At 68.1% G+C, this 25,998-nt stretch carries 14 protein-coding genes, 1 pseudogene and 1 riboswitch; of the genes and pseudogenes, 10 read left to right on the top strand and 5 right to left on the bottom strand.

The window, feature by feature from the left end:
• Positions 1-101 precede the first annotated feature (101 nt).
• A complete protein-coding gene (locus AACH06_RS07690) occupies positions 102-761 on the bottom strand; it encodes a hypothetical protein (RefSeq protein WP_341425064.1) in 660 nt (219 codons plus the stop codon).
• A 93-nt stretch (positions 762-854) separates the two neighbouring features.
• Positions 855-981: riboswitch (S-adenosyl-L-homocysteine riboswitch) on the top strand.
• 69 nt (positions 982-1,050) lie between these two features.
• Between AACH06_RS07690 and metH the strand changes: the two genes are divergently transcribed.
• Entirely contained in the window at positions 1,051-3,825 is a 2,775-nt protein-coding gene (gene metH, locus AACH06_RS07685; RefSeq protein WP_341425063.1) for a methionine synthase, read from the top strand.
• Positions 3,826-3,881: 56 nt separating this feature from the next.
• On the opposite strand, the pseudogene AACH06_RS07680 reads toward metH, so the two are convergent.
• The 4 genes and pseudogenes from AACH06_RS07680 to cysQ all read right to left on the bottom strand — a co-directional run.
• A pseudogene (locus AACH06_RS07680) lies at positions 3,882-4,715 on the bottom strand (capsular biosynthesis protein); the annotation flags it as partial.
• A gap of 667 nt (positions 4,716-5,382) precedes the next feature.
• Positions 5,383-7,518 (bottom strand): capsular polysaccharide biosynthesis protein, encoded by a 2,136-nt coding sequence (locus AACH06_RS07675; RefSeq protein ID WP_341425062.1) that lies wholly within the window; start codon positions 7,516-7,518, stop codon positions 5,383-5,385.
• The gene (locus AACH06_RS07670) at positions 7,502-9,055 is read right to left on the bottom strand and encodes an alkaline phosphatase D family protein (RefSeq protein WP_341425061.1); all 1,554 of its coding nucleotides are present in this window, start codon (positions 9,053-9,055) and stop codon (positions 7,502-7,504) included. Before AACH06_RS07670 ends, AACH06_RS07675 begins: the two co-directional genes overlap by 17 nt.
• A 55-nt stretch (positions 9,056-9,110) precedes the next feature.
• Positions 9,111-9,893: a 3'(2'),5'-bisphosphate nucleotidase CysQ gene (gene cysQ / locus AACH06_RS07665; protein ID WP_341425060.1), complete on the bottom strand. Its 783-nt coding sequence runs from the start codon at positions 9,891-9,893 to the stop codon at positions 9,111-9,113.
• Positions 9,894-10,987: 1,094 nt separating this feature from the next.
• On the opposite strand from cysQ, the gene cysD reads away from it, so the two are divergent.
• From cysD to AACH06_RS07615, 9 genes are all read left to right on the top strand, one after another.
• Positions 10,988-11,887, top strand: a complete 900-nt coding sequence (gene cysD / locus AACH06_RS07655) for a sulfate adenylyltransferase subunit CysD (RefSeq protein WP_341425123.1) — start codon at positions 10,988-10,990, stop codon at positions 11,885-11,887.
• Between the two features lie 119 nt (positions 11,888-12,006).
• Positions 12,007-13,908, top strand: a complete 1,902-nt coding sequence (gene cysN, locus AACH06_RS07650; RefSeq protein WP_341425059.1) for a sulfate adenylyltransferase subunit CysN — start codon at positions 12,007-12,009, stop codon at positions 13,906-13,908.
• A 147-nt stretch (positions 13,909-14,055) separates the two neighbouring features.
• Positions 14,056-15,972: a DUF1800 domain-containing protein gene (locus AACH06_RS07645; protein ID WP_341425058.1), complete on the top strand. Its 1,917-nt coding sequence runs from the start codon at positions 14,056-14,058 to the stop codon at positions 15,970-15,972.
• A gap of 30 nt (positions 15,973-16,002) precedes the next feature.
• Complete coding sequence (locus AACH06_RS07640; protein WP_341425057.1) at positions 16,003-17,535, top strand: DUF1501 domain-containing protein; 1,533 nt, start codon at positions 16,003-16,005, stop codon at positions 17,533-17,535.
• Positions 17,536-17,610: 75 nt separating this feature from the next.
• The gene (locus tag AACH06_RS07635; protein ID WP_341425056.1) at positions 17,611-20,520 is read left to right on the top strand and encodes a glycosyltransferase family 61 protein; all 2,910 of its coding nucleotides are present in this window, start codon (positions 17,611-17,613) and stop codon (positions 20,518-20,520) included.
• Positions 20,517-23,429 carry a glycosyltransferase family 61 protein gene (locus AACH06_RS07630; RefSeq protein WP_341425055.1) on the top strand — a complete coding sequence of 971 codons (2,913 nt, stop codon included), beginning with the start codon at positions 20,517-20,519 and terminating at the stop codon, positions 23,427-23,429. The genes AACH06_RS07635 and AACH06_RS07630 overlap by 4 nt, the downstream gene beginning before the upstream one ends.
• The gene (locus tag AACH06_RS07625) at positions 23,419-24,531 is read left to right on the top strand and encodes a DegT/DnrJ/EryC1/StrS family aminotransferase (RefSeq protein ID WP_341425054.1); all 1,113 of its coding nucleotides are present in this window, start codon (positions 23,419-23,421) and stop codon (positions 24,529-24,531) included. The genes AACH06_RS07630 and AACH06_RS07625 overlap by 11 nt, the downstream gene beginning before the upstream one ends.
• Positions 24,528-25,328, top strand: a complete 801-nt coding sequence (locus AACH06_RS07620) for a class I SAM-dependent methyltransferase (RefSeq protein ID WP_341425053.1) — start codon at positions 24,528-24,530, stop codon at positions 25,326-25,328. Before AACH06_RS07625 ends, AACH06_RS07620 begins: the two co-directional genes overlap by 4 nt.
• Positions 25,325-25,996 (top strand): HAD family hydrolase, encoded by a 672-nt coding sequence (locus tag AACH06_RS07615; RefSeq protein ID WP_341425052.1) that lies wholly within the window; start codon positions 25,325-25,327, stop codon positions 25,994-25,996. The genes AACH06_RS07620 and AACH06_RS07615 overlap by 4 nt, the downstream gene beginning before the upstream one ends.
• Positions 25,997-25,998: the final 2 nt, after the last annotated feature.

Raw genomic sequence — 25,998 nt, 5'->3', positions numbered from 1 at the left:
CACAAGAGGCGGACGCGGCTATGGCGCTTTTTCGACCGAAACGCGTGGGGCTTGAGGGCCGGGCGAGGAAAGCCGCCTGTCAGCGTGCGCCCACTGCGCAGCTATCGGCCAGTGGGATTGCTCCCCCGTCCTGACGCGGGCGGCGCCAGGGTGCCGTCTTCCTGCAGGCGCATGCCCACGGGCGGCGCCACCAGTCGCAACAACACCTGGTCGTCGGCGGGCGGCGCCGCGGCCGCCACGCGCCAGCCGGGCACGCCGCGGTTGGCCAGTTGGGTTCGCATGGCGGCCACGCGTTCGGCCGAGCGAGGGCCGGCAGGCGCCGCCGCCTGCAGCTTGGCGGTGGGTTGCCGCTTCAGGCTTTGAGACACCTTGTCCAGCACCGCCAACAACGGCGCTTTCGGTGCCACCGCCGCCTGGGCGCTGCCGGCACCGCCGCCGGGCTGGGCCGTGTCAAAGGCGTACTTCATAGGCACGCTCAAGCGCACGCTGCCATCGCGCTCACCCACCACCTGCACTGGTGTGCCGGCAAACAGCTCGGTCAACCATTTGGCCTCGGCCGCCAACGGCGAATCGCCCGGTGAAGGCGGCTTCACGGCGGGGGCAGGCGCTTCGGGCGCCGGCGTTGTGGCCACCGGCGTGGCGGGCGGCGAGGTCTGACAACCCGGCAAGCCGGCGGCGAGGGCCAGTACGGTCATCCAGAAGCGAAAGCGGGCGGGCTCTGCCGAGGTGGCGCTCGGGCGGCGCTGCGGGTATCTCTCCATGAGCCGATTGGAGCAAACGCGGCACCTGACAAAGTCCACGAGCTGTAACAGCGGTCAGCCGTGGTAAGCCCTCGCTTGCGTAGAATTCAGGCACCGTCCGAGGAGCGTTGCGACGGCCCGTCGGCACAGCGATCGCGTGCGCCGCGCGGCCGCCAGGCTCGGCACGGGCACGCCGCAGGTCCATCCGTCCTGCACCGTGCTTCAACGGCGCTCACCCGGGTCGTCCAGCGACCGTCGCGGTGAGTCGTGGCGGCCCGCGGCCCGTTTGTCCCGACTCCGCCCCGACGCCATGACCGACCGAACCACGCAAGCCGCCGCCGCCTCGCCCGTCAACCCGCCCCCGATGCGGCTGTCGGGGCTGGAGCCTGTCTCGATCGGCGCCGGTTCGCTGTTCGTGAACGTGGGCGAACGCACCAACGTGACCGGCTCGAAAGCCTTTGCGCGGATGATCCTCGCGGGCCAGTATGAAGAGGCCCTGGCGGTGGCGCGCCAGCAGGTGGAAAACGGCGCGCAGGTGATCGACATCAACATGGACGAGGCCATGTTGGACAGCCAGGCGGCGATGGTGCGATTCTTGAACCTGATCGCCGGCGAGCCCGAGATCGCGCGGGTACCGATCATGGTGGACTCGTCCAAATGGAGCGTGATCGAGGCGGGCCTGAAGTGCCTGCAAGGCAAGGGCATCGTGAACTCGATCTCGCTGAAGGAAGGCGAAGCCGAGTTCAAGCGGCAGGCCACGCTGGTGCGCCGCTACGGCGCCGCGGCCGTCGTGATGGCGTTCGACGAGCAAGGCCAGGCCGACACCTTCCAGCGCAAGACGGAGATCTGCGATCGGGCCTACCGCATCCTGGTGGACGAGGTGGGCTTCGCGCCGGAAGACATCATCTTCGATCCCAACATCTTCGCCATCGCCACGGGCATCGAGGAGCACGACAACTACGCCGTCGACTTCATCGAAGCCACGCGCTGGATCAAACAGAACCTGCCGGGCGCGAAGGTGTCGGGCGGCGTGTCGAACGTGTCGTTCAGCTTCCGCGGCAACGAACCGGTGCGCGAGGCGATTCACACGGTCTTCCTGTACCACGCGATCCAGGCGGGCATGGACATGGGCATCGTCAACGCCGGCATGATCGGCGTCTACGACGACCTCGATCCGACCTTGCGCGAGCGGGTGGAAGACGTGGTGCTCAATCGCCGCAAGGATGCCGGCGAACGGCTGATCGAGATCGCCGAAAGCGCCAAGGGCGCGGCCAAGGATGATTCGCAGCGGCTGGCCTGGCGCCAGGCGGGCGTCAACGAGCGCCTGAGCCATGCGCTGGTGCACGGCATCACCGAGTTCATCACCGAAGACACCGAAGAGGCGTGGCAAGCGATCAAGGCCGGCGGCGGCCGCCCACTGCACGTCATCGAAGGCCCGCTGATGGCCGGCATGAACGTGGTGGGCGACCTGTTCGGCGCGGGCAAGATGTTCCTGCCGCAGGTGGTCAAGAGCGCCCGTGTGATGAAGCAGGCGGTGGCGCATCTGCTGCCCTACATCGAGGCCGAGAAGGCGGCGATGGCCGAAGCCGGCGGTGATGTGAAGCCCAAGGGCAAGATCGTCATCGCCACGGTGAAAGGTGACGTGCACGACATCGGCAAGAACATCGTCACCGTCGTGCTCCAGTGCAACAACTTCGAGGTCGTCAACATGGGGGTGATGGTCCCGTGCCAGGACATCCTCGAGAAAGCACGCACCGAAGGCGCCGACCTGATCGGCCTGTCGGGCCTGATCACCCCCAGCCTCGAAGAGATGCAGCACGTGGCCGCCGAGATGCAGCGCGATGCGTGGTTCCGCGACAAGAAGATGCCGCTGCTGATCGGCGGCGCCACCACCAGCCGCGTCCACACGGCGGTGAAGATCTCGCCGCACTACGACGGGCCGGTGGTCTATGTGCCGGACGCCTCGCGCGCGGTCGGCGTGTGCTCGGAGTTGTTGTCCGAGGAGCGCTCGACCACTTACGTGGCCGAGCTGCTCGCCGACTACGAGCGGGTGCGCCAACTGCACGCGGGCAAGAAGGCCACGCCGTTGGTGCCCCTGGCGAAGGCGCGAGCCAACAAGACGAGGATCGACTGGAGCACGCCGCCCGCCGCACCCCGCTTCATCGGCCGCCGCGTGTTCAAGCAGTACGACCTCGCCGAGCTGGCCGCCTGCATCGACTGGGGGCCCTTCTTCCAGACCTGGGATCTCGCCGGCCCGTATCCGGCCATTCTTCAAGATGAGGTGGTGGGCGACGCGGCCCGCAAGGTGCTGGCCGACGGCCAGGCGATGCTGAAGAGGATCATCGATGGCCGGTGGCTGCAGGCCCATGGCGTGATGGGCCTGTACCCGGCCAACACGGTCGACGACGACGTGATCGAGGTCTACACCGACGAATCACGCCAGGAAGTGCTGTTGCGCTGGGCCCCTCTGCGCATGCAAAGCGAGCGTCCCGTCATCGACGGCGTGGCGCGCCCCAACCGCTCGCTGGCCGACTTCATCGCGCCGAAGGGCACCCAGCCTGACTACATCGGCTTGTTCGCCGTCACCGCCGGCCTTGGGGTCGACAAAAAGGCCGCCCAGTTCGAGGCGGCGCACGACGACTACAGCAGCATCATGCTCAAGGCGCTGGCCGATCGGCTGGCCGAGGCCTTCGCCGAGCGCCTGCACCAGCGGGTGCGGACCGAGCTGTGGGGCTATGCCGCGCAAGAGCAGTTGTCCAACGAGGAACTGATCGCCGAAAAGTACAGCGGCATCCGCCCGGCCCCCGGCTACCCCGCATGCCCAGACCACGGCGTGAAGGCCGACATGTTCCGGGCGCTGGCCTGCGACGAGATCGGGATGGGCCTGACGGAAAGCCTGGCGATGACGCCGGCGGCGAGCGTGAGCGGGTTCTACCTCGCCCACCCCGAATCGACCTACTTCAACGTGGGTCGCGTGGGCGAAGACCAGCTGGGCGCCTGGGGCAGCGCGCTGGGCTTGTCGGACGATGCAGCACGGCGCCGGTTGCTGTCGGTGATCGACGGCAACCCGGGTGCTTCGGCATAAAAGCTGGCGTTGAGCTGCGACTCTCGCACGAGGTAGGTGCGAAAGCGCTGGAACAGGTCGACATCCACCGGGCCCGGATCAGCCCAGAAGCTGTCCAGGGGCCCCGGGTGCACCAAGCCTTCGATCGCATACATGCATTCGCCCAGAGGGATCACTGGGGTGCCGTGGTACAGGGCCTGCAGGCCGGTGGTGCTGTTCACCGTGACCACCCCGGTCGCGTGCTTCAGCAACGTGGGCAGGTGTTGATCGTGGATGTAGTGCACGCGTTGCGCAATGCCCAAGCGCTCTGACTCGCTGGCGATCAAGCCGGTGTAGTCGTTGTAGGGGCGATCCAGCGGGTGATGCTTGAACACCAGAAGTTGGTCGGCCGGCGCATGCTGCGCAAACGACACCAGCACCTCATGGATGAACGCCGCGACATCCTTGTAGGGGGAGTGGCGCCGGATCTGGCTGTCGTTGTAGACCTGCAGGGGCACCAGGAAGAAGCGCTTGTGCTGTTCGGGTGCCGCGAGAAAGGCCTGCATGTCGCGCTCGGCGAAGCGGTACCACCACTTGCGCCAAGCCCCGTGGGCCCACTTCACACCTTGACGAAGCGGCGCAATGGAGCGGTGATGCCGGTAATGCGGGTAGCGCGAGTGGCCGAGCGAGCGAGCCAGCGAATAGGTGATCGCGGCACCGGCGACCTTGCTGAAACTCTGCCCGGTCGGCACCGGCGAGGGCACCGGCTCGGCGTTCAGCTGGCGGTAGAACGCCGGGTCGCGCGGGATCGGCGACGCGGCGTTCACGCCGCCCACTTCCAGCGTCACGTAGTCGGGCCGCACATAGCCTTCTTCGAACACGAACACGGTGACGCCCAGTTCGCGGGCCTCATCGATCGCGATCTGGTGCATGTGCCGTGACTGGCCGAACAGCACGATGGCGTCCAGGCGCAGTTCGGCGATCAGCTTGCGCACCTGCGCCGGCCACTGATCGAGGGGCTCGCGATACTGAATCACGCGCTCGTCGCGGTAGAACCAGTCGTCGCCGGCATTGAAATTGACCTTCCACACCTGCTGGCCGTGCGCGCGAAGCGTCCCGGCCAGTCGCTCGAAGAACGACCCCATCGGGCCCTGCAGCAACAGCGTGCGGCGCTGGCAGAGCAAGCGATCGAGTGAGGTGGGGATCATCAAAAGGTCAACGGATTGAACATCACCGCTGCACCAACGGGTGGATTACCCAGCGGCGCAACGCACAACAACTACCGGATGAAGCAACCCGCGTTCCCGCGGTGTCCTTCGCACATGCCACTGTGACGATCCACTGTGACACTCTAGGGAAAGACCGGGAATGTGACGATCCCACGAATGGGTGGCGGTCGTGGGCTGTTTTGATCTTTCTTGACGAACCGGCCGTCACCATCGTTGCCCGGGCTGCAGTGAGGAATTCTGCATGCCCCGCACCACCCAACCGCTCACGGACGTTTCTGCAGCGCCTTGCTGCAACAAATACTTGCCATTCCGGCCAGTTTGATCACCCGGGCCGCGCCTCGGGGTCGCCGCAGCTCCCGCCAGGTGCGCGTCAGGCCGCTTCGCCGCTCCACCAGCGGCGCAGGGCCACCACGTGGCGCAAGGTCCAGCGCCAGGCCCGCCGCCCCGCGGAGACCGGCCGCCGGCCCGCCGCACCCTCCTGGCGCCAGGCCTGCAGTTCAGCCAGGGCACGCTCGGCCGTGGTGAAGTGGCCGGTGACCCGGCTCACATAGGTGGGGTAGAGCAGCAGCACGCCCGCCACCAACTCGTCCAGGCTCAGCCGCCGGGCGCGACGCTCGATCGGCACGCGATCCTGTGTCAGGCCCCAGCCGGCATAGAACGGACAGCCCCAGCACACGACACTCTTGCCGCGCAGCAAGGCCTCGAAGCCAGCAAGCGAGGTCAGCACATGCACCTCATCCACCTGGCGCAACACCTGATCCATCGGCGCATCGACGACGATCTCGTCGCAGACTGAAGCGGCCGCCCCCTCGCCCCGCCCCGCTTCGCGAAGCTGGGCCACCACATCGGGATGGGGCTTGTAGATCAGGTGCGCATCAGGTCGCTCGGCCCGCACTGCTTTCAGCAGGGCCATGTTGGAGCGCAAGCCCGGTGCGCCCAGCCGGATCGACGCATCGGCCTCGACCTGCCCGGCCACCAGCACCACCGGTTTGCTCGTCCGGGGTCGCTGCCAGGGCGACTCGCCCACGTTGTACTTGGTCAGACCGGCGGCCAGGATCCCGTCGCGCAGCTGGCTGGCGCGCTGACGCAGGTGGTCGTCGAATTCGGTCTCGGCCAACAGCCGCTCGAGCGCAGACGGGGCGGTGGCGTCGTAGTACATCCCTTCACCGTCCATCACCCAGGACAGCGGCCGCACCAAATCAGCCCCCAGGCCGACCGAACGCAAAAAGCCATCCTCCAGACGAACCACTGGCGGGGTGCCGTCTTGGAGGGCCGCAGGCGGCACCGGCCGTCGCCCCCACAGAACCAGCCCCGCGCCCGGCGGCACGGGGCGCTTGAGGCTCTGGAAGCGCAAGTCGCTGCCGGCAAAGAACGCGCGAGCGATGGGCTTCTTCCAGCGGGAAAAGCCCATCGCGACCATCTGGGCCGGATACCGCTCGCGCATGCGGCGCTGCAAGCCCATCCACTCGAGCAGTTGCTCGGGCTCGCAGCGTCGGCCGGTTTCAGGGTCGACATAGCGCGGGTAGTCGATCAGCGCCGCGTGGCACAGCGCGTCGAAACCGACAGCGTGGCGGCGCGCCGGGGCGGGCAGCTCATCCGTCGACAGGCCCCATCCGGCGTAGAAGGGCAGGCCAAAGCAGCGCAGCGGACGCCCCCAGAGCAAGGCCTCGAAACCCATCTGCGAGGTGACGGTGTACACGGCGCCGGCCCGCTCCAGCAGGCCGCAGGGGTGGGCCGCGCTGGCCAGCAACTGCACCCGCGCCGCCGCCCCGGGCGACAACTGCGCGAAGTGGCCCCGCTTGCGGCCAGCGATGACATCCGGGTGGACCTTCAGCCACACCCGGGCCTGGGGGTGCTCATCGAGCGCCGCTTCCAGCATCCGGGTGAAGCTGGCCGGGGTGGACGCGCCGTAGGCGATGGATGCGTCGCCGAACGTCTGGTCGATCACCAGGACGTCGCCGTCCCCCACCAGCCCGTGCGCTTCGCGGGCATGGTTGTACTTGGAGACACGCGTCGCCTGCCACTGGGCAGCCAGCGCTCGTGCGCGGGCCTGCTGCTGCGCGTCCAGCGGTTGGGCGATCAGTTGTTCCAGCCGCGATGGGCCGCTCGCGTCGTAATAGATGCCCTGCGGATCGACCACCACGGACAGCGGCGGCTCGTCGGCCCCCAGCCCCACCGACCGCAAGAAGCCGTCTTCGAGCCGAATGATCGGCAAGCCACGCTCTCGGGCCCACGCCTCGGCCCGCTTGGCACTCGGCTTGCGCCCCCAGGCGAGCACACCGTCAGCCCGAACGGTATCCGCCTTGCGGGGGCCCACCAGTTGCAACTCCGGCAGCAACGCGGGCAAGGTTTGCTGGCGAGCCAGCAGCCCCGGGCCATGCACCACCGCCGCGCGCCATCCCGCCAGGGGTTGGTCGCGCGCCGCGACGGGAAGCCCATCGCGACCGGGGTCTCGATCGAACGGCTGGGCAGGTGAATGGGCGGGCGGACTACCGGAAGAGCTCAAGTTTCAGATCGGCAGGTGAACCGTCGGCAGCATAGCCGCGCTTCTGTACGCCATCGGCCGTCATCACCCGGATCGTCACTTGGCTGTTGTTCAAATCCACCCGCACGTAACCAGGGCCCTCGCCGCCCGGCAGCGGGAAGGGCGGCTGCGCCACCGGCGTCACGCGCTTCTTGGAATAGTCCATGCCGAGGCAGGCCACGGGCTCACGCTGGAGGTTGGGCTCCATCAGGCCACCCAGCATCCAGGTGCCCGGCGCGCTGACCAGCAGGCGGCTGTCGGCCGGATCGAGCCGACAGTAGGTGTCGACCCACGTGGACGGCATGTTGGCGTGCGGCACCGACACCTCGGGCAGCCCGGCGTTGCGGCCATCGTCGACGGCGCCGGACGAATGGATGTCGGCACTCAAGACGATCACGTTGCTGATCTGATGATCCTGGATGAAATTGAGCAGCTCCGCACGCTCCGATGGGAACGCTCCCCAGGCATCCCAGGGCTTGGTTCCCGGGTTGAAGGTGACCGGCGACACGATGAACTTCCACACCGCGGTGGAGCGAGACAGGCCGTCCAGCAGCCACTGCTTCTGGCATTGACCCAGCATCTGCCCGGCTGCTGCATTGCGATTGCTGCGCACATCGAGCATGAAGAAGCTGGCCAATTCGCCGTAGTTGAAGCTTTGCCAATCGCCGGTTTCGCCGCACAGCTGGTCACTGCGCAGGCCGTTGTCGGCGGCGGGGAGGAAATAGTCTCTGTAGACCGCGCGCGCCAGGTCGCCGAACGGGCAGCCGATGTCGGCGTTGTTCATGCAGTAGTCGTGATCGTCCCAGGCGTAGTACAGCGGAATCTGCAGCTGCTGCGCCGTTTTCGAGGTGACGAACGCCTTGACGAAATCCGCCCCGAGCGGGGTGGAGGGGTCGCGCATCGCGCGGCGCATCACCCGCAGGTTATGCAGCACCGTATCGGCCTGCTCGATGGGGTAGTACGACTGGGTGTTGGGCTGCCGCGCCGGGTCCGAATGATCGAGGTCACCGACGATGAGCACGAAGTTCGGGCGAGGCGTCGCCGCCGTCCGCAGTGCCTTGCTGGCGCGCTGGCGGGTCATGAAATCACCGAGAACCGAGAAGCTCAGGGTGGTGGGCAGCGTCGGCAGCGTCTTGAAATACGACGAGGCGTTGCGGGTGATCTGGCCCGCGGCTTCGGTGAACTGCAGCGTGTAGCTGTAGGTCGTGCCAGCGGCCAGCCCGGGCAATTCGAAGCGGCCGGTGAAGTCGTGATCGGCGGTGATCTCGATGTCGGGCCCGTCGATCGCGGGCCCTGGGCCGGAAGCCTTGTAGGTGATGCGGGCCGTTCCGGGGCCGTTCCAACGGGCCCACACCGCCGCGCTGTCGACGGTCACGGCGCCCACCATGGGCCCGTGACTGGGCAGCCCCGGCGTCTGGGCCACGGCGGCGGCCCCGAGCAAGCATCCCAGCATCAGCGCCGCCATGCGGCGGCGCCACCCTTGCGGAGCAGGCTCCGCGCCATCAGACCATGTTTTCATGGCCATCCCCCCGTTCTTTTTCGGGCCCGCCGGCCCGCCTGGACGCCCCGTTGCGTCAGGCCAAGCCGCTTGCAGCGAAATGCGGATTGTCAAAACCGGGCTTACCGTAGCGCAAATCGGCGCCGTCGGCTACCACGGTGACCCTGCCACCTGCGGCACGTAGCACGGCATCGCCGGCTGCGATGTCCCATTCCATGGTGCGACCCAGGCGCGGATACAGATCAGCCTCGCCGGCAGCGACCAGGCAGAGCTTCAGCGACGACCCGGCATTGGTGCGCGAAGCGACCTTGCGGCCATTCAGGAACGCATCCAAAGCGGTTTCATCGCCGTGCGACCGGCTGGCCACCACCGTCAACCCGTCCGCCGGAACGGCGCGGCAGCGGATCGCCCGCTTGCCCTGGCCGTCTTCCACCCAAGCGCCGAGGCCCACCGCACCGCTGAACAGGCGGCCCGCCGGGCCACCCACGGCCGGCGCGTAGACCAAACCCAGGACCGGCTTGCCGTTCTCGATCAAGGCGATGTTGACGGTGAATTCGCCATTGCGGCTGATGAACTCCTTGGTGCCATCCAGCGGGTCCACGAGGAAGAAGCGGTCGCTTACATCCGGAATTTTCCCCGCGGACACGGCCTCTTCGGCCACGACGGGGATATCGGGTGCGATCTTGGCCAGGCCGGCCAGGATGACGTTTTCAGCCTTCTGGTCGGCTTGCGTGACGGGCGAATCGTCGCCCTTCTTGGTCACGTCGAAGTCGGTCGCATAAATGTCCATGATCACCTTGCCGGCGTCCCGGATCAGCGGCGTCAGTTGCTCAAGCAAGGCAGCGGCAGAGATGTTCATAAGTCACATATCCAAATGAGGGATTCGCCATTGTGCCCGGCGCGTGCCACAATCCAATCCCCTAAAACATTTTCTGACCGTGATTCGTGACCGCACCCACACCCGACATCGCTGCGCTGAACGCGCGTCGTCGACGTGCGGTCGAATTGCGCATCGACGGTCGGAGCCTGAGCGAGATTCATGCCGAGACGGGGCTGAGCGTGCCGACGATCATCCAGGCCTACCGGGCGTTCGAGTCCGGCGGATGGACGGCGATCGCGGTCGGCGCCCGGGGGCGGCCGAAAGGCGACGGGCGGGTATTGAGCCTCGAGCAAGAGCAATCCCTGCGGCTCGCCGCGATCACCGACATGCCGGAGCGGCACGGCCTGCCGCCCGCACTCTGGACGGCCGCATCCCTGAAGACGCTGGCGGCTCGGCACTTCGGCGTGACGCTGGAGCCTCGGGCGGTTTCGCGCCTGGTCGAGCGCTGGGGACTGGCGCTGATGTCGCTGCGGGACTCGAAGGCCGCCAAATCACCGGCCGAGGCCGAGTGGCTGCACACTACTTGGCCCGTCGAGGTGGAACAGGCACGCGCGGCCGGTTCGCAGTTGGCCTGGGCCGGCGCCATCAGCCATCCCGACCGGCCAGCGCCGGGCGGCGTGCTGGTGGCCAGCCGGCCACGTGGCAGCCTGCTGTGGTTGCCGGTCGGCGGCTCGTTGGCGTCCGCCGACACCTATCTCGATTTTCTGGCGCGTCTGCTTCGAAGCGCCCAGGGCACCTGGCGCGTGTTCCTGCACGGCCCGGACTTCCGGCGCGTGCCCAAGGTCCAGCAGTGGCTGGCCGCGCACTCTCGCCTTCAATTCTTCCCGGGGCCGCTGGCACCGCGGGTGAGGCAGCCGGCCGAGCCGGCCTCGCCCGCCGTGCCGCTGCCCCCTTCACCGCCGGCCCGTGCGCGCTCGCCAGCCGCATCGGCGCCCACATCCATCACGAATTCGCCGCCGACCGAAGCCGGGGCGGCGAACGACGCTGCGATCATCGCGGCGCCGCTCAAGGCCCGGCCGCGCGCCGCATCGGTTTCTCTTTCTTTCCCGCCTGAACCAACGGACTCAACTCCCATGAACTTGACCCACCTGCAACGGCTGGAGGCCGAAAGCATCCACATCATGCGCGAGGTCGTCGCCGAGGCCGAAAACCCGGTGATGCTGTACTCGATCGGCAAGGACTCGGCCGTGATGCTGCACCTGGCCAAGAAGGCGTTCTTCCCGTCGCCCCCGCCGTTCCCGCTGCTGCACGTGGACACCACCTGGAAGTTCCGCGCGATGTACGAGATGCGCGACCGCATGGCCAAGGAATTGGGCATGGAACTGCTGGTGCATCACAACCCCGAAGCGATGGAGATGGGCATCAACCCCTTCACGCACGGCTCGCAGATCCACACCGACATGTGGAAGACCCAAGGTTTGAAGCAGGCGCTGGACAAGTACGGCTTCGACGCCGCCTTCGGTGGCGCCCGCCGCGACGAAGAGAAGAGCCGCGCCAAGGAGCGCATCTTCTCGTTCCGTTCGGCGCAGCACCGTTGGGATCCGAAGAACCAGCGCCCCGAACTCTGGCGCCTGTACAACGGCCGCAAGCAAAAGGGCGAGTCGATTCGCGTGTTCCCGATCTCGAACTGGACCGAACTCGACATCTGGCAATACATCTACCTTGAGAACGTGCCCATCGTGCCGCTGTATTTCGCGGCAGAGCGCCCGGTCGTCGACCGCGACGGCACGCTGATCATGGTCGACGACGACCGCATGCCGCTGCGCGAAGGCGAAGTGCCGATGATGAAGAAGGTGCGCTTCCGCACGCTGGGCTGCTACCCGCTGTCGGGCGCCGTCGAGTCGGAAGCCGACACGCTGCCGTCGATCATCCAGGAAATGCTGCTGACCAAGACGTCGGAGCGCCAGGGCCGCATGATCGACCACGACGCTGCCGCCTCGATGGAGAAGAAGAAGCAAGAAGGCTATTTCTGACGGCCCCCACGCTCCCTGCCGGTCGCTTCCCCCCGAGGGGGCTCGCGCAGCGGACCGGCGGAGCCGGACCCGCGCACGCCACTTGGTTTGAATACCTGAATACCTTTTGAGGAAATGTCATGGCCCACCAATCGGACCTGATCTCCGTCGACATTGAAAAGTACCTGAAGCAGCACGAGAAGAAGAGCCTGCTTCGCTTCATCACCTGCGGCTCCGTCGACGACGGCAAGTCGACCGTCATCGGGCGCCTGCTGTACGAATCGAAGATGCTCTTCGAAGACCAACTGGCTGCCATCGAGAACGACTCGAAGAAGTGGGGCACCCAGGGCGGTGACATCGACTTCGCGCTGCTGGTCGACGGCCTGGCCGCCGAGCGCGAGCAAGGCATCACCATCGACGTGGCCTACCGCTTCTTCTCCACCGACAAGCGCAAGTTCATCGTCGCCGACACCCCGGGCCACGAGCAGTACACACGCAACATGATCACCGGCGCCTCGACGGCCGACGTGGCCGTGGTGCTGATCGACGCGCGCAAGGGCGTGCTGACCCAGACCCGTCGTCACAGCTACCTGGTGAGCCTGATCGGCGTGCGCAAGGTCGTGCTAGCCATCAACAAGATGGACCTGGTCGACTACTCCGAGAAGGTCTTCAAGCAAATCTGCGAGGAGTACCTCGACTTCGCCAAGCAGATCGGCCTGAACGACGTCACGCCGATTCCGCTGTCGGGCCTGAAGGGCGACAACATGCTGGTCGCCAGCGAGAAGACCCCGTGGTACCACGGCCCCACGCTGATGGGTTTCCTGGAGACCTGCGAAGTCGACGAGACGCGCCTGCAGCAAGAGCCCTTCCGCCTGCCGGTGCAGTGGGTCAACCGCCCGAACCTCGACTTCCGCGGCTTCTGCGGCGTCATCACCGCCGGCATGATCAAGCCGGGCGACAAGATCCGCGCCCAGCCGTCCGGCCGTGAGAGCAAGGTCGCGCGCATCGTCACTGCCAACGGCGACCTGCCGCTGGCCGTGGCCGGCCAATCGGTCTGCATCACGCTGGAAGACGAGATCGACATCTCGCGCGGCGACGTCATCTCGGGTTCGGACTCGCCGGCCGAAGTGGCCGACCAGTTCGAAGCCTCGCTGGTGTGGATGCACGACGAGCCGATGATGCCCGGCCGTTCGTTCCTGATGAAGATCGGCACCCAGACGGTCACCGCTTCCATCACCGAGCCCAAGTACAAGGTGAACGTCAACACGATGGAGCACCTGGCCGCCAAGAAGCTCGATCTGAACGAGATCGGCGTGGTCAACCTGGCCCTCGATCGTCCGATCGCCTTCGACCCGTACACGTCCAACCGTGACACCGGCGGCTTCATCCTGATCAACCGCCTGACCAACAACACGGTCGGCGCCGGGATGTTGCACTTCGCGCTGCGCCGCTCGCACAACATCCACATGCAACACGTGGATGTGGACAAGGCCGCCCGCGCCGCCGCCAAGGGCCAACGCCCCGGCGTGCTGTGGTTCACGGGCCTGTCGGGCGCCGGCAAGTCGACGATCGCCAACCTGGTCGAGAAGAAGCTGCAGGCGATGGGCCGCCATACCTACCTGCTCGACGGCGACAACATCCGCCACGGCCTGAACAAGGACCTGGGCTTCACCGAAGCCGACCGTGTGGAAAACATCCGCCGCGTTTCGGAAGTAGCGCGTCTGATGGTGGACGCCGGCCTGATCGTCCTGACCGCGTTCATCTCGCCGTTCCGCTCGGAACGCGCGATGGCCCGTGGCCTGGTGGGCGAGAGCGAGTTCATCGAGATCCACGTCGACACCCCGTTGAACGTGGCCGAAGACCGCGACGTCAAGGGCCTGTACAAAAAGGCACGCCGTGGCGAAATCGCCAACTTCACCGGCATCTCCAGCCCGTACGAGGCGCCGGAACGGCCTGAGTTGCGTCTGGATACAACCCAGATGAGTGCGGAGCAAGCGGCTGACTACGTCATCGCCCGCATCCGCGATCTGGGCATGATCTGAACGTAAACCAGAAGTAAAGAAGGGGCGCGCTGCCCCTTCGAAGTGCACTTTGGAACACCCTCGGCTTAAACACCGGGGGCCCCTGCCGATATCTCCTGACAGAACGGTGCGTCATCGCACCTTTGTTTTGTTTCAGCCGAGATATCCATGTCTGCACTCCTCGCCCGGGCCTTGCCCCGGCGCACCCAGCTTGCTGCCCTGATCGCCTCGTTGGCCTTGGTCGCCTGCGGCGGCGGTGGTGGTGGCGACGAGACATCTGCCCCCGATGCGACCGGCGGTGGCCCGGTCGGTGATTCCAGCCAGACGGGCGGACAAACCAGTGGCCAGACAGGCGGCCAAACCGGCGGTCAAACTGGGGGCCAGGTGGGCACCGATACCAGCGGCCAGGTGGGCACCGACACCGCCCAGAGCCAAGACGTCAACGTTCCCGCAGGCACGACCCGCGCGGACGCCTTTCGCCTGCTGACCCAAGCCACCTTCGGGCCGACCGAGGCGGAAGTCACGCGCACGATGACGCTCGGCGCCGCCGGCTGGGTCGACGAGCAGCTCGCCAAACCGGTCAAGTCGGTACATCTCACCCGCTGGAACAACGACGACGCTGCCGCCAAGGCCAAGGATGCCAAGGCCACGGCCGGGGCGCCCAGTGTGGTCTCGTCGTTCTACCAACAGGCCCTTCAGGCTGATGACCAACTGCGTCAGCGCGCCGCCTATGCGCTCTCGCAGATCTTCGTCGTCTCGACCACCGATCTCTCCAGCGAGCGCGCCCAGGCCGTGGCCTCGTGGATGGACATGCTCGGGCGCAACGCCTTCGGCAATTTCCGCACACTGCTGCAGGACGTGGCCATGCACCCGGCGATGGGGCTGTACCTCTCGCACCTGAAAAACAGGAAAGAAGACCTGACCCTCGGGCGCGTGCCGGACCAGAACTTCGCACGTGAAGTGATGCAGCTGTTCACCATCGGCCTCATTCAGCTGAATGCCGATGGCACGCCGAAGAAGGACGGCAACGGCGCCTTGCTCGACACCTATGGCACCGGCGACATCGAAGGCCTTGCCTCGGTGTTCACCGGCTTCTCCTGGGGCGGTCCGGACACCCTGAACAGCCGCTTCGCCGGCAACACGCAGGATCCGAACCGCCTGGTGATCGCCATGCAAGGCTATCCGCAGTACCACTCGATGCTGCCGAAGAGCTTCCTCGGCACCACGGTGGCGGCACAGAACCCGGCAGACCCCTCCGCCAGCCTGAAGGCCGCGCTCGATACGCTCTTCGTCCACCCGAACGTGGGCCCCTTCATCAGCCGGCAACTGATCCAGCGTCTGGTCACCAGCACGCCGAGCGCCGCCTACGTCGGCCGCGTGGCGGCAGTGTTCAACAACAACGGTTCGGGCGTGCGCGGCGACATGAAGGCTGTGTTCCGTGCCATCTTGATGGACAACGAAGCCCGATCGGCGTCGCTTGCTGCGGGCAGCAAGTACGGCAAGGTCAAAGAGCCGGTGTTGCGACTCACCGCCGCGCTGCGCGCTTTCGGCGCCAAGAGCGACAGCGGCAAGGTGCTGATGAACTTCACCGACGACCCGGGCCTGCAACTCGGGCAGACACCGCTGCGCTCACCCAGCGTCTTCAATTTCTATCGGCCGGGCTACATCCCCTCGGGTGGCGAAGCTGCCACGCTGGGCATGACGCTGCCCGAGATGCAGATCACCGACGAGACCAGCATCGCCGGCTACGCCAACTACATGATCACCGCGGTCAAGTCGGGCGTCGGCCAGAAAGGTGTCGACGGCAAGGCCGCCCGGCCCGACCTGCAGATGAACTACACCGCGCTGCTGCCGCTCGCGACGGACCCGACCGCCCTCGTCGACAAGGTCAACAACCGCTACTTCGGCGACACGGTCGGCACCGCCTTGCGCACCGAACTGATCAATGCCGTCACCTCGATCAAGGTGCCGACCCTCAGGCCCGATGGCAGCAACAAGGACTTGGTCGAGAAGGCCAAGACCAATCGCGTCTGGACCGCCGTGGCCATGCCGCTGGTGACGCCTGAATTCATCGTCCAGAAGTGACGCGCCCAAGACCTGCCTAGAACGACTGCCATGACCCGTCCCCTTTCAAATCCCACCCGTCGCGAACTGCTGCGCCGCGGCGTCGCCCTCGGCCTGAGCCAGCCGGCCTTGTCGGGCCTTGGCGGCCTCGGCCTCAGCCTGGCTGCCATGGGCCCCGCGGCAGCGGCCAATACCGGCGGCTACAAGGCGTTGGTCTGCGTGTTCCTGCCGGGCGGCAACGACGCCTACAACACCTTGCTGGCGACCGACAGCAGCTCGTGGGCCGCGTACTCGGCCGCAAGAGAAACCAGCGACGAGGGCATCGCGTTGGCCGCCCCCGGCACGCCCGCGCAGGCCGGCTCGCTGCACGCCCGACTGGGTGGTGTGCTGCCCATCAGCCCGATCAACGCCCAAGGCCGCACGCTGGCCGTGCACCCGGTGTTGGGCGCGGTGCGCGACCTGTTCGCGGCACAACGGCTCGCGTTCATCGCCAACGTCGGGCCGCTGTCCGGCCCGACCACGAAGACCGCCTACCTCGCTGGCACGGCGCCCAGACCGCCGAAGCTCTTCTCGCACAACGACCAGGTGTCTGTGTGGCAATCGTTCTCGGCCGAAGGCACGACACGCGGCTGGGGCGGCTTGATGGCCGATCGGGTGCTCTCGGCCAACACCCAGTCGATGTTCACGTCGATCAGCGTGAGTGGCAATGCGGTGTGGTTGTCGGGCCAGGGTGCGCGGCCGTACCAATTGGCCCCCACCGGCGCCATCCACATCGGCGGCAGCGACGGCACGGTCTACGGCTCGGCCACCGTGCGTGAGCGCATGGTCGCACTGATGCGCAACACCCGGGTCGACAGCGTGCTGCACCGTGAGCACGCGGCCGTGGTGGGCCGCTCGGTGGACGCCGATGTGCTGCTCTCAGGCGCGCTGCCCGGCGCAGGCGCGGGGCCTTGGGGCACCTCGGGCCTCAGCGAGGGCCAGGTCGATCCCAAGCTGCAGTTCCTTGACCCTGAGACCAACACGCTCATGCCCAATCCGCTGGCCGCGCAGTTGCAGGCGGTGGCACGGATGATCGCGGCACGCAGCACGCTCGGCATGGCTCGCCAAGTCTTCTTCGTCACGCTGCCAGGCTTCGACACGCATGACCTGCAGCCCTCGCGCCACACCCGGCTGCTGGCGCAATTGGCCCATGGCCTGAAGTACTTCGATACGGTGACCACGGCAATGGGCGTTGACGACTTCGTCACCACCTTCACCGCCAGCGACTTCGGCCGCACGCTGGCCGCCAACGGCGACGGTTCAGACCACGGCTGGGGCGGACACCACCTGGTGATGGGCGGCGCGGTCAAGGGAGGCGACATCTACGGCCGCATCCCCGCATATGGCTTGTCGGATGGCAAGGGAGGCTTCAACAGCGCCGACCAGCTTCAAGGCGGCGCCCTGCTGCCCACCACCAGCACCGAGGCGTACGCGGCCACGATGGGCAAATGGTTTGGCCTGTCCGACAGCGAATTGCTCAGCGTGCTGCCGGGCTTGTCCGCCTGGAACAACAGCCAGCGCAACCTCGGTTTCATGGCCGCTTGACCAACGGCACAGACGACAGGGCGAGCGGCCGACGCAGACCCTGTCAAGCGCTGCGGGCTGTGGTGTACTTCATGGGTGCTCCCGCTCGATGTCGACGTTCCCCCCCTTGTTCAACCGCCCCTGCCCGACGCGCTGCTCGCGCGCCTGAAGGCCTTCGCCGCGCACCACGGCGGCGCCCTGCCGGGCGGCGAAGCCTTGCACGCCAAGCTTGGCAAACCGGGTGCCCCCGCGGCGGCATGGACGCGCATGGCGCAGGCCATGCACCAAGAGTGGATCAAGCCGCGCAGCCTCTCGGGCGACGAGCTGCACGGTCTGTTCATCGCCACCGTCGCGCTCGGCTGGCGGGATCTCCCCGAAGCCGAACGGCTGCGCGGCGGCCTCTACCCCGCCGTGATCCGCGCCTTAGGCGCGCAAGGTGACGCGGACGCGCTCTCCGGTCTGGCGTCACGGCTGGCACCCTTCGCCGCCGATCCGGCGGCGGATGTGGCCTTGTCCACGCTGCTGCGCCAACTGCGCCAGCACCACCGGCCCGGCGCGCTGGCAGCCTTGCTCGATGCGCTGCAACCCGCCTTCAACCCCGAACGCGCATGGAGCGGCCCGGTGCTCTCGTGCGTGCTGGCGCTCACCCGCGACGCCGACGACTTCGCCACGCTGCGGCGTGCTGCATCATGGCTGCCGGCCTTGTTCGACGCGGCCGACCAAGCGGCCACCGACGACAGCCCACCCTGGCGTGATCTGGGAAAGCTGGCCCTGCGGGTGCTGCAGGTGCCGGCGATGCAGCGGGCCGGGCAGGCCCTGCTGAACGACCAGGGCCTGGCCCACGCGGACACCCAGCCGCTGCTGCTGCAACTGCTGCTTCAGCTCGCCGGTTTCGCCCCCGACGCGACGACACGCGGCCTGCTGTCCCAGGCGGCCACCCAGCACCCCGGCCACCCCGCGATCCAGCTGGCCCGCGCCCGCATCGCTCATCGCGAAGGCGCAGCGATGGCCGATATCGAAGCACTGCTCGATGGGCTCGATGACGGCCTCGCCGCCTGGCCGCATGCAATGAGCTGGCTGGCCAGCACGCGCTTCCACGACGGCGACGAAGCCGGCGCGATGGCGATCTACCGTCAGTTGGCCGCCCGCGGCGCGCTCTCGGTGGCCGATCGCCTGCGGATGAACCACATGTCTTCGCGCGAGGACAAGCCGGCTGACGAGCCTGCCTCCGCCTCCAGCGACCCGACACCGCCCGAGCCGGTGCACGCCTGGGCCGGCGAAGCGGTAGAACCGTTCATCGGCGTGCTCGGCCCGCTGATGGCCTTGCTGGACAGCCCGCCGCACCACGATGCCGCGCTGACGCTGTCCGAGCTGCAAGCCCAGGCGGAAGCGGCGCTGGCCCATTGGCGCGACGCGTTGCCGCAGCTCAATGAGCTCAGCCTTAAGGCCAGCCTGCGCTTCGCGCGCCACCTGCGGCAGTTGGAGGCCGGCGCCTTCGCCCACCACACGCACTGGGTGACCGCTTTTCCCTTCGAGCTCGGGCCGGCGTACGGTCGGGTCGATGCGCAACGCTGCCGGCTGCTGAGCCACACGGTGCAGCGGCACATCGTCGCGCTGTGCGATGTCGCGCTGCAACGCCCCCGAGCGCTGCGCGGCGGCCCAGGCCAGGCGAGCCTGCGGCATGTGCTCGACCTGGCGGAACAACGCGCTGAATCGCAATGGGCGCTCGGCGAACCCGCCGATGCGGCTGCTGCGCTGGAAGCCCTCGGCGAGACCTTGGGCTCGATGGGCGAGGTGCCGCTGCGCGAGCTCAAGGCGCGCGCGGCGCTCACGCAAGGCCGCCTGTCGGACGCCGCGGCGCTGCTCGGCACCGATGATGAGGTGCTGCCGCTGCAGGACTGGGACGCCTGGCTGGCCACCGAGGGCCTGCAGCCCCAGACCTTGATCGACGATGCGGCCATCGACGGCGATTACGAATCGGTGACGATGGACGGCGTGGTACACCGCTACCGCCATCGCGTCGTGCGCACGCAAATGACGGTGGTGCACCACACGGACCTTCGCGTGCGCGATTCCCATCTGCTGATCGGCCCCCTCGGCGGCATCTTGCGGCCGGGCGCCTGGCACCTCAGCATGGGCGACTACCCGTACGAGCACCGCCACGTGCGCCTGCGCGGCGGGGGCCTGCGCTCGCAGGGCGCAGTGCTCCGGCGCGCCTGCTGGCAACGCATCGAGACGCCGGTGGTGGTGCTCGCCAACATGGACGCCACCTACCACCGCAACTTCTATCACTGGATGCTGCTGCTGCTCGCCCGGATCGAGGCCGTGCGCGCGCGCGGCCTGCTGCTGGGTGGCCGACAGTTGCTGCTGCCGCGTGAGCTGTCAGGCTGGATGCGCTCGTCACTCGCCGACATCGGCATCACGGATGAGCAGATCCTGTCGTATGGCGACAGCGACGACCTGGTCTGCAGCGATGCCCTGCTGGTCTCGCCGATCGACTTTGCCTGCCCGTCGCTGGTCGAAGGTCTGCGGCAAACCCTGTGGCGATGTGCGGGGCTGGATCCCGATGTCCCACCGGCTGCCACGCGACTGCTCTACATTTCACGCCGCGGCGAAGGGCGCCGCCCGCTGGTCGATGAAGCCCGGATTCAGCAAGCGGCCGAAGCCATGGGCTTCGACGCGGTGTCGCCCGAAACGCTGACGCTCGGCGAGCAGGTGCGCCTGTTCGCCACCGCGCGTGGCATCGCCGGGCCGCCCGGCGCGGCCTACACCAACCTGTGCTGGGCCCAGCCCGGAACGCGCGTGCTGTCGATTTTCAAAGAGGAAGCCAACTTGCCGACCTTCATTGACCTGTCCCTCATCCGCGGCCAGTCGCACCGCTGGCTGCTGGGTCGCAACTTGGCCGGTTATGCGTTGATGTCCATCGTCAACGCGCCCTTCAGCGTCGACCTGTCGCTGGCCGAACGCGAGCTGGCCTGGGTGGCCGGAGAAAGTGAACAGCCATGAGCAGCGCTCTCCAAGCGGTGTTGCCGGCGCTGAGCCGGCTGTGGTTCAACGAGCTGCGCGCGAAGTGCGACAAAGAGGGCATCACGCTGCCCGGTGGTGAGAACCTGCACCAGAAGTTCACGCTGGCTGAAGTGCCCGTTGGCGCGCGCGGCAAGCTGGCGCAGCTGCTGCACGTCGAGTGGGTGAAGGGCCGCACCGATGTGCCGGCCTGGCAACTGCAGGCACTGGTCGAAGCGATCGAAGCCTGGTGGCAACAGCTGCCCGAAGGCACCACGCCGCTGGGTGCCGGGCTGGCGCCGGCCTGGGTGCGGGCCCAAGGCACGCTGGGCCACATCGAGCCCCTGGCCCAGGCCGCGATGCGCTGGCACGCCCAGTTGGCCGAGCCGGACCATGAAGCCGTGGCGCTGGGCCTGTTGCGGCAACTGCGGCGCCTGAAGGGCGAGGCCAGCATCGAGTCCAGCCTGACGCTGATCGACGCGCTCGGCGCCCGCTGGCAGCCCGACGTGGGCTGGACCCAAGAGGTGGTGGGCACGCTCGCGATGGTGGCGCGCGCCGCAGACACCCTGCCCCTGCTGCAGCGCGTGTCGGCCTGGTTGGATCGACTGGTGCCGCACGTGCGCCGGCCGGATGCGCACGGCTGGCTCGCACCGCTCACCGCCGCAGCGGTGCGGTGCGCCGCGCTGCCCACCCTGCGCGCCGTCGCCGAAGCCATGCTGGACGACGAGGAGCCGGACCCGGGCAGTGCCTTCTCGCTGGCCGCCGCACTCGAGGCGCTCGGTGAGCTTTCGCCCACGCCCGAGGTGCATGCGCTGGTGGCACGGGCCGCGAAGGCCTGGCCCAAGCAGCCCACCATCCAGGTCGAACACGCCAAGCTGCGGCGCGCCGAAGGCGCCACCGTGCCACAACTGGCCGGCCCGCTGCTCGCGCTCGAAGCCAGCCACCCGGCCACGCCAGCGGCCTGGCGCTTGTTGGCCGAGTACGCCTTCCACGACGGTGACATCGCGCTCGCCAAGGAAACCTACCAACGTCTGGCCGATCTGGGCCAGCTCGACGAGCACTCACAGCTGCGCCTGGATCACCTCAGCCTGAACCAGGCGGGTGCGGGCGCTGCGCCGTCCGCCCTGCCCGCGGTGCTGCCCGAGGCCGGGCCGGCGATGCTGGATGCCGAATCGCTCGGGCCTCTGGCCGCCGCCTTGGCGCCTCTGGGCGCGGTGCTGGCGGTGGCGCCGCGCCACGACAGCACCGTCAGCCTGGCGGACACCGAGGCCCGATGCGCGCAGGCGCTGGCCGGCTTCGAAGCCGCCCTGGCCCAGTTGCCCGACTTGACCCTCAGCCAGATCGGCGATGCGGTGGGCCAGCTGTGGGTGGTGGCCAATGCCGGTGCGCTCGATCTGGCGCACTGGGAAGGCGTGTTCCCCTTCGAGGTCGGCCCGGCCTTTGGCGTGCTGGATGGCCATCGCTGCCGTGCCCAGTGCCATGGCGTGCTCGGCCATCTCGTGGCCCTGTGCCGGCACGCGCTGCGACGTGAGCGGCCCCTGCGTGGCGCCCCGGGCGAAGGCAGCCTCGCGATGCTGCTCGACTTGCTGCGGCAGCAGTTCGAGACCCAGCTGGCGATGAAGCAGCCCGAACAGGCGTTGGCCGACATCGAAGAGGCCATCACCCGCCTGGGCGGCCTGGGCCGCAGCGCCACCACCGGCCTGCGCGAACGGGCGCTGCTCTCGGCCGGCCGCATCGACGCACTGCGCGCCGAGCTGGAAGCGACACACCCGACCGCAGACACGCGCGACCCGCGCCGGCCCGAAGCCTGGCCCCTGCGCGAATGGGACGACTGGCTGCGCGCCGAGGGCGTGACCGCCCACACCCTCCTCCACGACGAGCCGCTGGTCGGCAACTTCGACGTGGTCGAGGTGTCGGGCCGCGTGCGCAGTGAACCGCACGAGATGGTCAGCACCCAACTCAGCCTGGCGCGGGTGACCGACCTGCGCGTGCGCAACGTGCACCTGCTGGTGGGTTCGCAAGGCGGTGTGCTGAAGCCGCACCCGTGGCACCTTCAGATGGGCGAGTTCCCGTACCCGCATCCCAACGTGCTGGCACGTGGCTCGGCCGGCACGGTGCTGCGCGGCGCCGGGCTGTGGAAGCGGCTGGACGAACCGCTGGTGGTGCTGGCCAACATGGATGCGCCGTTCCATCGCAACTACTACCACTGGATGGTGCTGACGCTCACCCGCATCCAGGCCCTGATGGCACGCGGCATCCTGAAGACGCGCAAGCTGCTGCTGCCGCGCGAGCTGACCGGCTGGATGCTTCGCTCGCTGCAAGACATAGGCCTCGATGAAGCCCGCATCCGCTGGTACTCGGCCGAAGACGATCTGCGGCTCACCGACGCACTGATCGCTTCGCCCAGCGAATTCGCCAGCGCCACGATGGTCGAGGGTCTGCGACGCCACCTCACCCAGGCGGCCGGCCTCGACCCGGACGCCGAAGAGCCCGGCGACCGGTTGATCTACCTCGCTCGACGCGGCGAAACCCGCCGGCCGATGGCCGAGGCCGAGCAGGTGATCGACATCGCCGAATCGCTGGGCTTCGAGATCGTGGCCGCCGAGACACTGAGCCTGCTCGACCAGGTGCGGCTGTTCTCCAGCGCCCGGGGCATCGCCGGGCCGCCGGGCGCTGCCTTCACCAACCTGATGTGGGCACGGCCGGGCACACGCGTGCTGACGATCTTCAAGCAGGACATCAACGGCCCCACCTTCTTCGACCTGTCGTTCCTGCGCGGCCAGCAGCACCGCTGGCTTCAGGCGCGCAGCATCGCCGGCTTCGAGTCGGTGTCGATCGTGACATCGCCGTTCTCGGTCGACCTGGCGCTGGCGCGGCGCGAGCTGCAATGGGTGCGTGGCGATGAAGACTGACGTGAAGTTTCTCGATCTGCAGGCGATCTACCGGCAAGACCAGGCCGCCTACGACGCGGCCTACCGGCGTGTGATGGACAGCGGGCGCTGGATCCTCGGGCCGGAGCTGGAGGCCTTCGAAGCCGAGTTCGCGGCCTACGGCGGCCGGCGCCATGCGATCGGCGTGGGCAACGGGCTGGATGCGCTGGCGCTCGCGCTGCAGGTGGCCGGCATCGGGCCGGGCGACGAGGTCATCGTGCCCGCCCACACCTTCATCGCCACCTGGCTGGCGGTTCGCCAGTGCGGTGCCACGCCCGTGCCGGTGGAGCCTGCGGCCGGCTCGTACAACATCGACGCCGCCGGCGTGGCCGCGGCGTTGACTCCCCGAGCACGCGCCGTGATGCCCGTGCACCTGTACGGCGCGCCGGCCGACCCGGCAGCCATCCGTGCGCTGTGCGCCGAGCGCGGCCTGCTTCTGCTGGAAGACGCAGCCCAGGCCCATGGCGCCCGGCACCGCGGCGAGGCCATCGGCGGCTTCGGCCGCATGGCCGCCTACAGCTTCTACCCGGGCAAGAACTTAGGGGCCTTCGGTGACGCTGGCGCGCTGGTGACCGACGACGACGCGCTGGCCACGGCACTGCGGGCACGCCGCAACTACGGCAGCGCCGTGCGCTACCAGCACGACAGCGAAGGCGTGAACAGCCGGCTCGACGAGCTGCAGGCCGCGTTCCTGCGGGTTCGCCTCGCGCGGCTGGACGCCCACACCGGCCAACGGCGCGCGCAGGCCGCCCGGTATGCCGAGCACCTGGCCGCTGCGCCGGGCCTCTTGCTGCCCGCGGTGCCCGATGGCGACGAGCCAGTCTGGCATCTGTTCGTCGTGCGCCACACCCGGCGCGATGACCTACAAGCTGCGCTGAAGTCACAGGGCATCGAGACCTTGATCCACTACCCCAAGCCGGTGTATCGCTTTCCGCCGTTTGCCGCGCACGCGCCGGCCGGCCGCAGCGTGGCCGACACCGTTTGCGACGAAGCCCTGAGCCTGCCGATCGGTCCGCACTTGACGCTGGCGGACATCGACCGCGTCGCCGAGGCCGTGGCCGCGTTTTGCCGGGGCGGCGCATGAGCCACACCCTGCCCCCGAGCGGCAAGCCGCTGGACGCAGACGAATACGCCGCCCGCCACGATGCCGAGCTGGATTTCGAATCGGTGTGCCTCACCGCGCGTCAGCAGCACAACCTGGCCCAGGTGCGCGCCCTGCAACCGGCCACGGTGTTGGAGGTCGGTTGCGGGCCGGAGCTGTTGAGCCTGCAGGCCTTGGCCGATCCTGAGCACCGCATCACCCAATGGGTGGCCGTGGAGCCCGCCCAACGCTGGGCCGATGCGGCCCGCGCCGAAAGCGCCCGCGAGCCCCGGCTGGCGGTGGTGCATGCCTACATCGAGCGTGCCGATGCCGCGCTGTCGGCGCTGTGGGGCAACGCACCGGGCGCCGACCTGCTCATCGTCTCGGGCGTGATCCACGAAACGTCCGAGCCCGAGACCTTGTTGCGCGCCGGCCTTCGCTGGCTGAAGCCGGGCGGGCACCTGCTGGTGAGCGTGCCCAACGCGCTGTCGTTCCACCGGCTGCTGGCGGTGCAGATGGGCCTGATGGAGGCGCCCGAGGTGCTGAGCGAGCGCAACCGCCTGCTGGGCCAGCCGCGCGTCTACCGCCCCCAAGACCTGCGCGATCTGGTGCTGGGCCTGGAGCCCGGCCTGGCGGAAGTCGCCCTCGATGGCTACCTCTTCAAGCCCTTCACCCACGCGCAGATGGCCACGCTGCTGCCATCGCTGGGCGAGCCCGGCGTGCAGGGCCTGATCGAACTGGGCCGCCGGTTCCCGATGCAGGCGGCCGAGATCGCCCTGCTCGCACGCAAGGCCGGATGAGCCCGACCGCCCCACACGCCGTTCGCCGGGTGCAGGCCGTGCTGCTGGATCTGGACGACACCCTGTTCGATGAACGCGGCACCGCCCGACGCGCGTTCTCGCAATGGCAAGGGGCGCTCGGGCTGGACGGCACCGAACCGCCGGCCGATGCCTTCACGCGCTGGCAGGCCACCACCGTCCGGCATTGGCAGCGCTATGCCGATGGTGAGATCGGCTTTCTCGACCAACGACGCGAACGCCTGCGCGAGTTCACCGGCCGCCCGCTGCCAGACAGCGAAGCCGATGCGATGTTCGAGCCCTACCGCCTGGCCTATGAAGCGAACTGGTCGATCGTGCGCGACGCGGCGGAATTCCTGCAGCGCTGCGGCCACCTGCCCAAGGTGATCGTCAGCAACGGCCCGCTGCCGATGCAGCGCCGCAAACTGCAGGCATTCGGCCTGGACGACCATTTCATCGGCTTTTCCACCCCCGATGTCTGCGGGCACGCGAAGCCGCGGCACGAGATCTTCCACCATGCGATGGCCCAGTTGCGGCTGCCGGCCGCGGCGTGCCTGATGATCGGCGACGACTGGCGCTGCGACATCGAGCCCGCTGCCGCGCTGGGCATGGCCACCTTCCACGTGCGCCCCGAAGCCGGCAACCTGCTCGACGCACTGGCGCTGCTCTGACC

It is taken from the genome of Ideonella lacteola, from assembly GCF_038066555.1.
In the GTDB taxonomy this organism is placed as follows: Bacteria; Pseudomonadota; Gammaproteobacteria; order Burkholderiales; family Burkholderiaceae_C; genus Ideonella; species Ideonella lacteola.
This window is presented reverse-complemented; position numbering and strand designations above follow the sequence as displayed.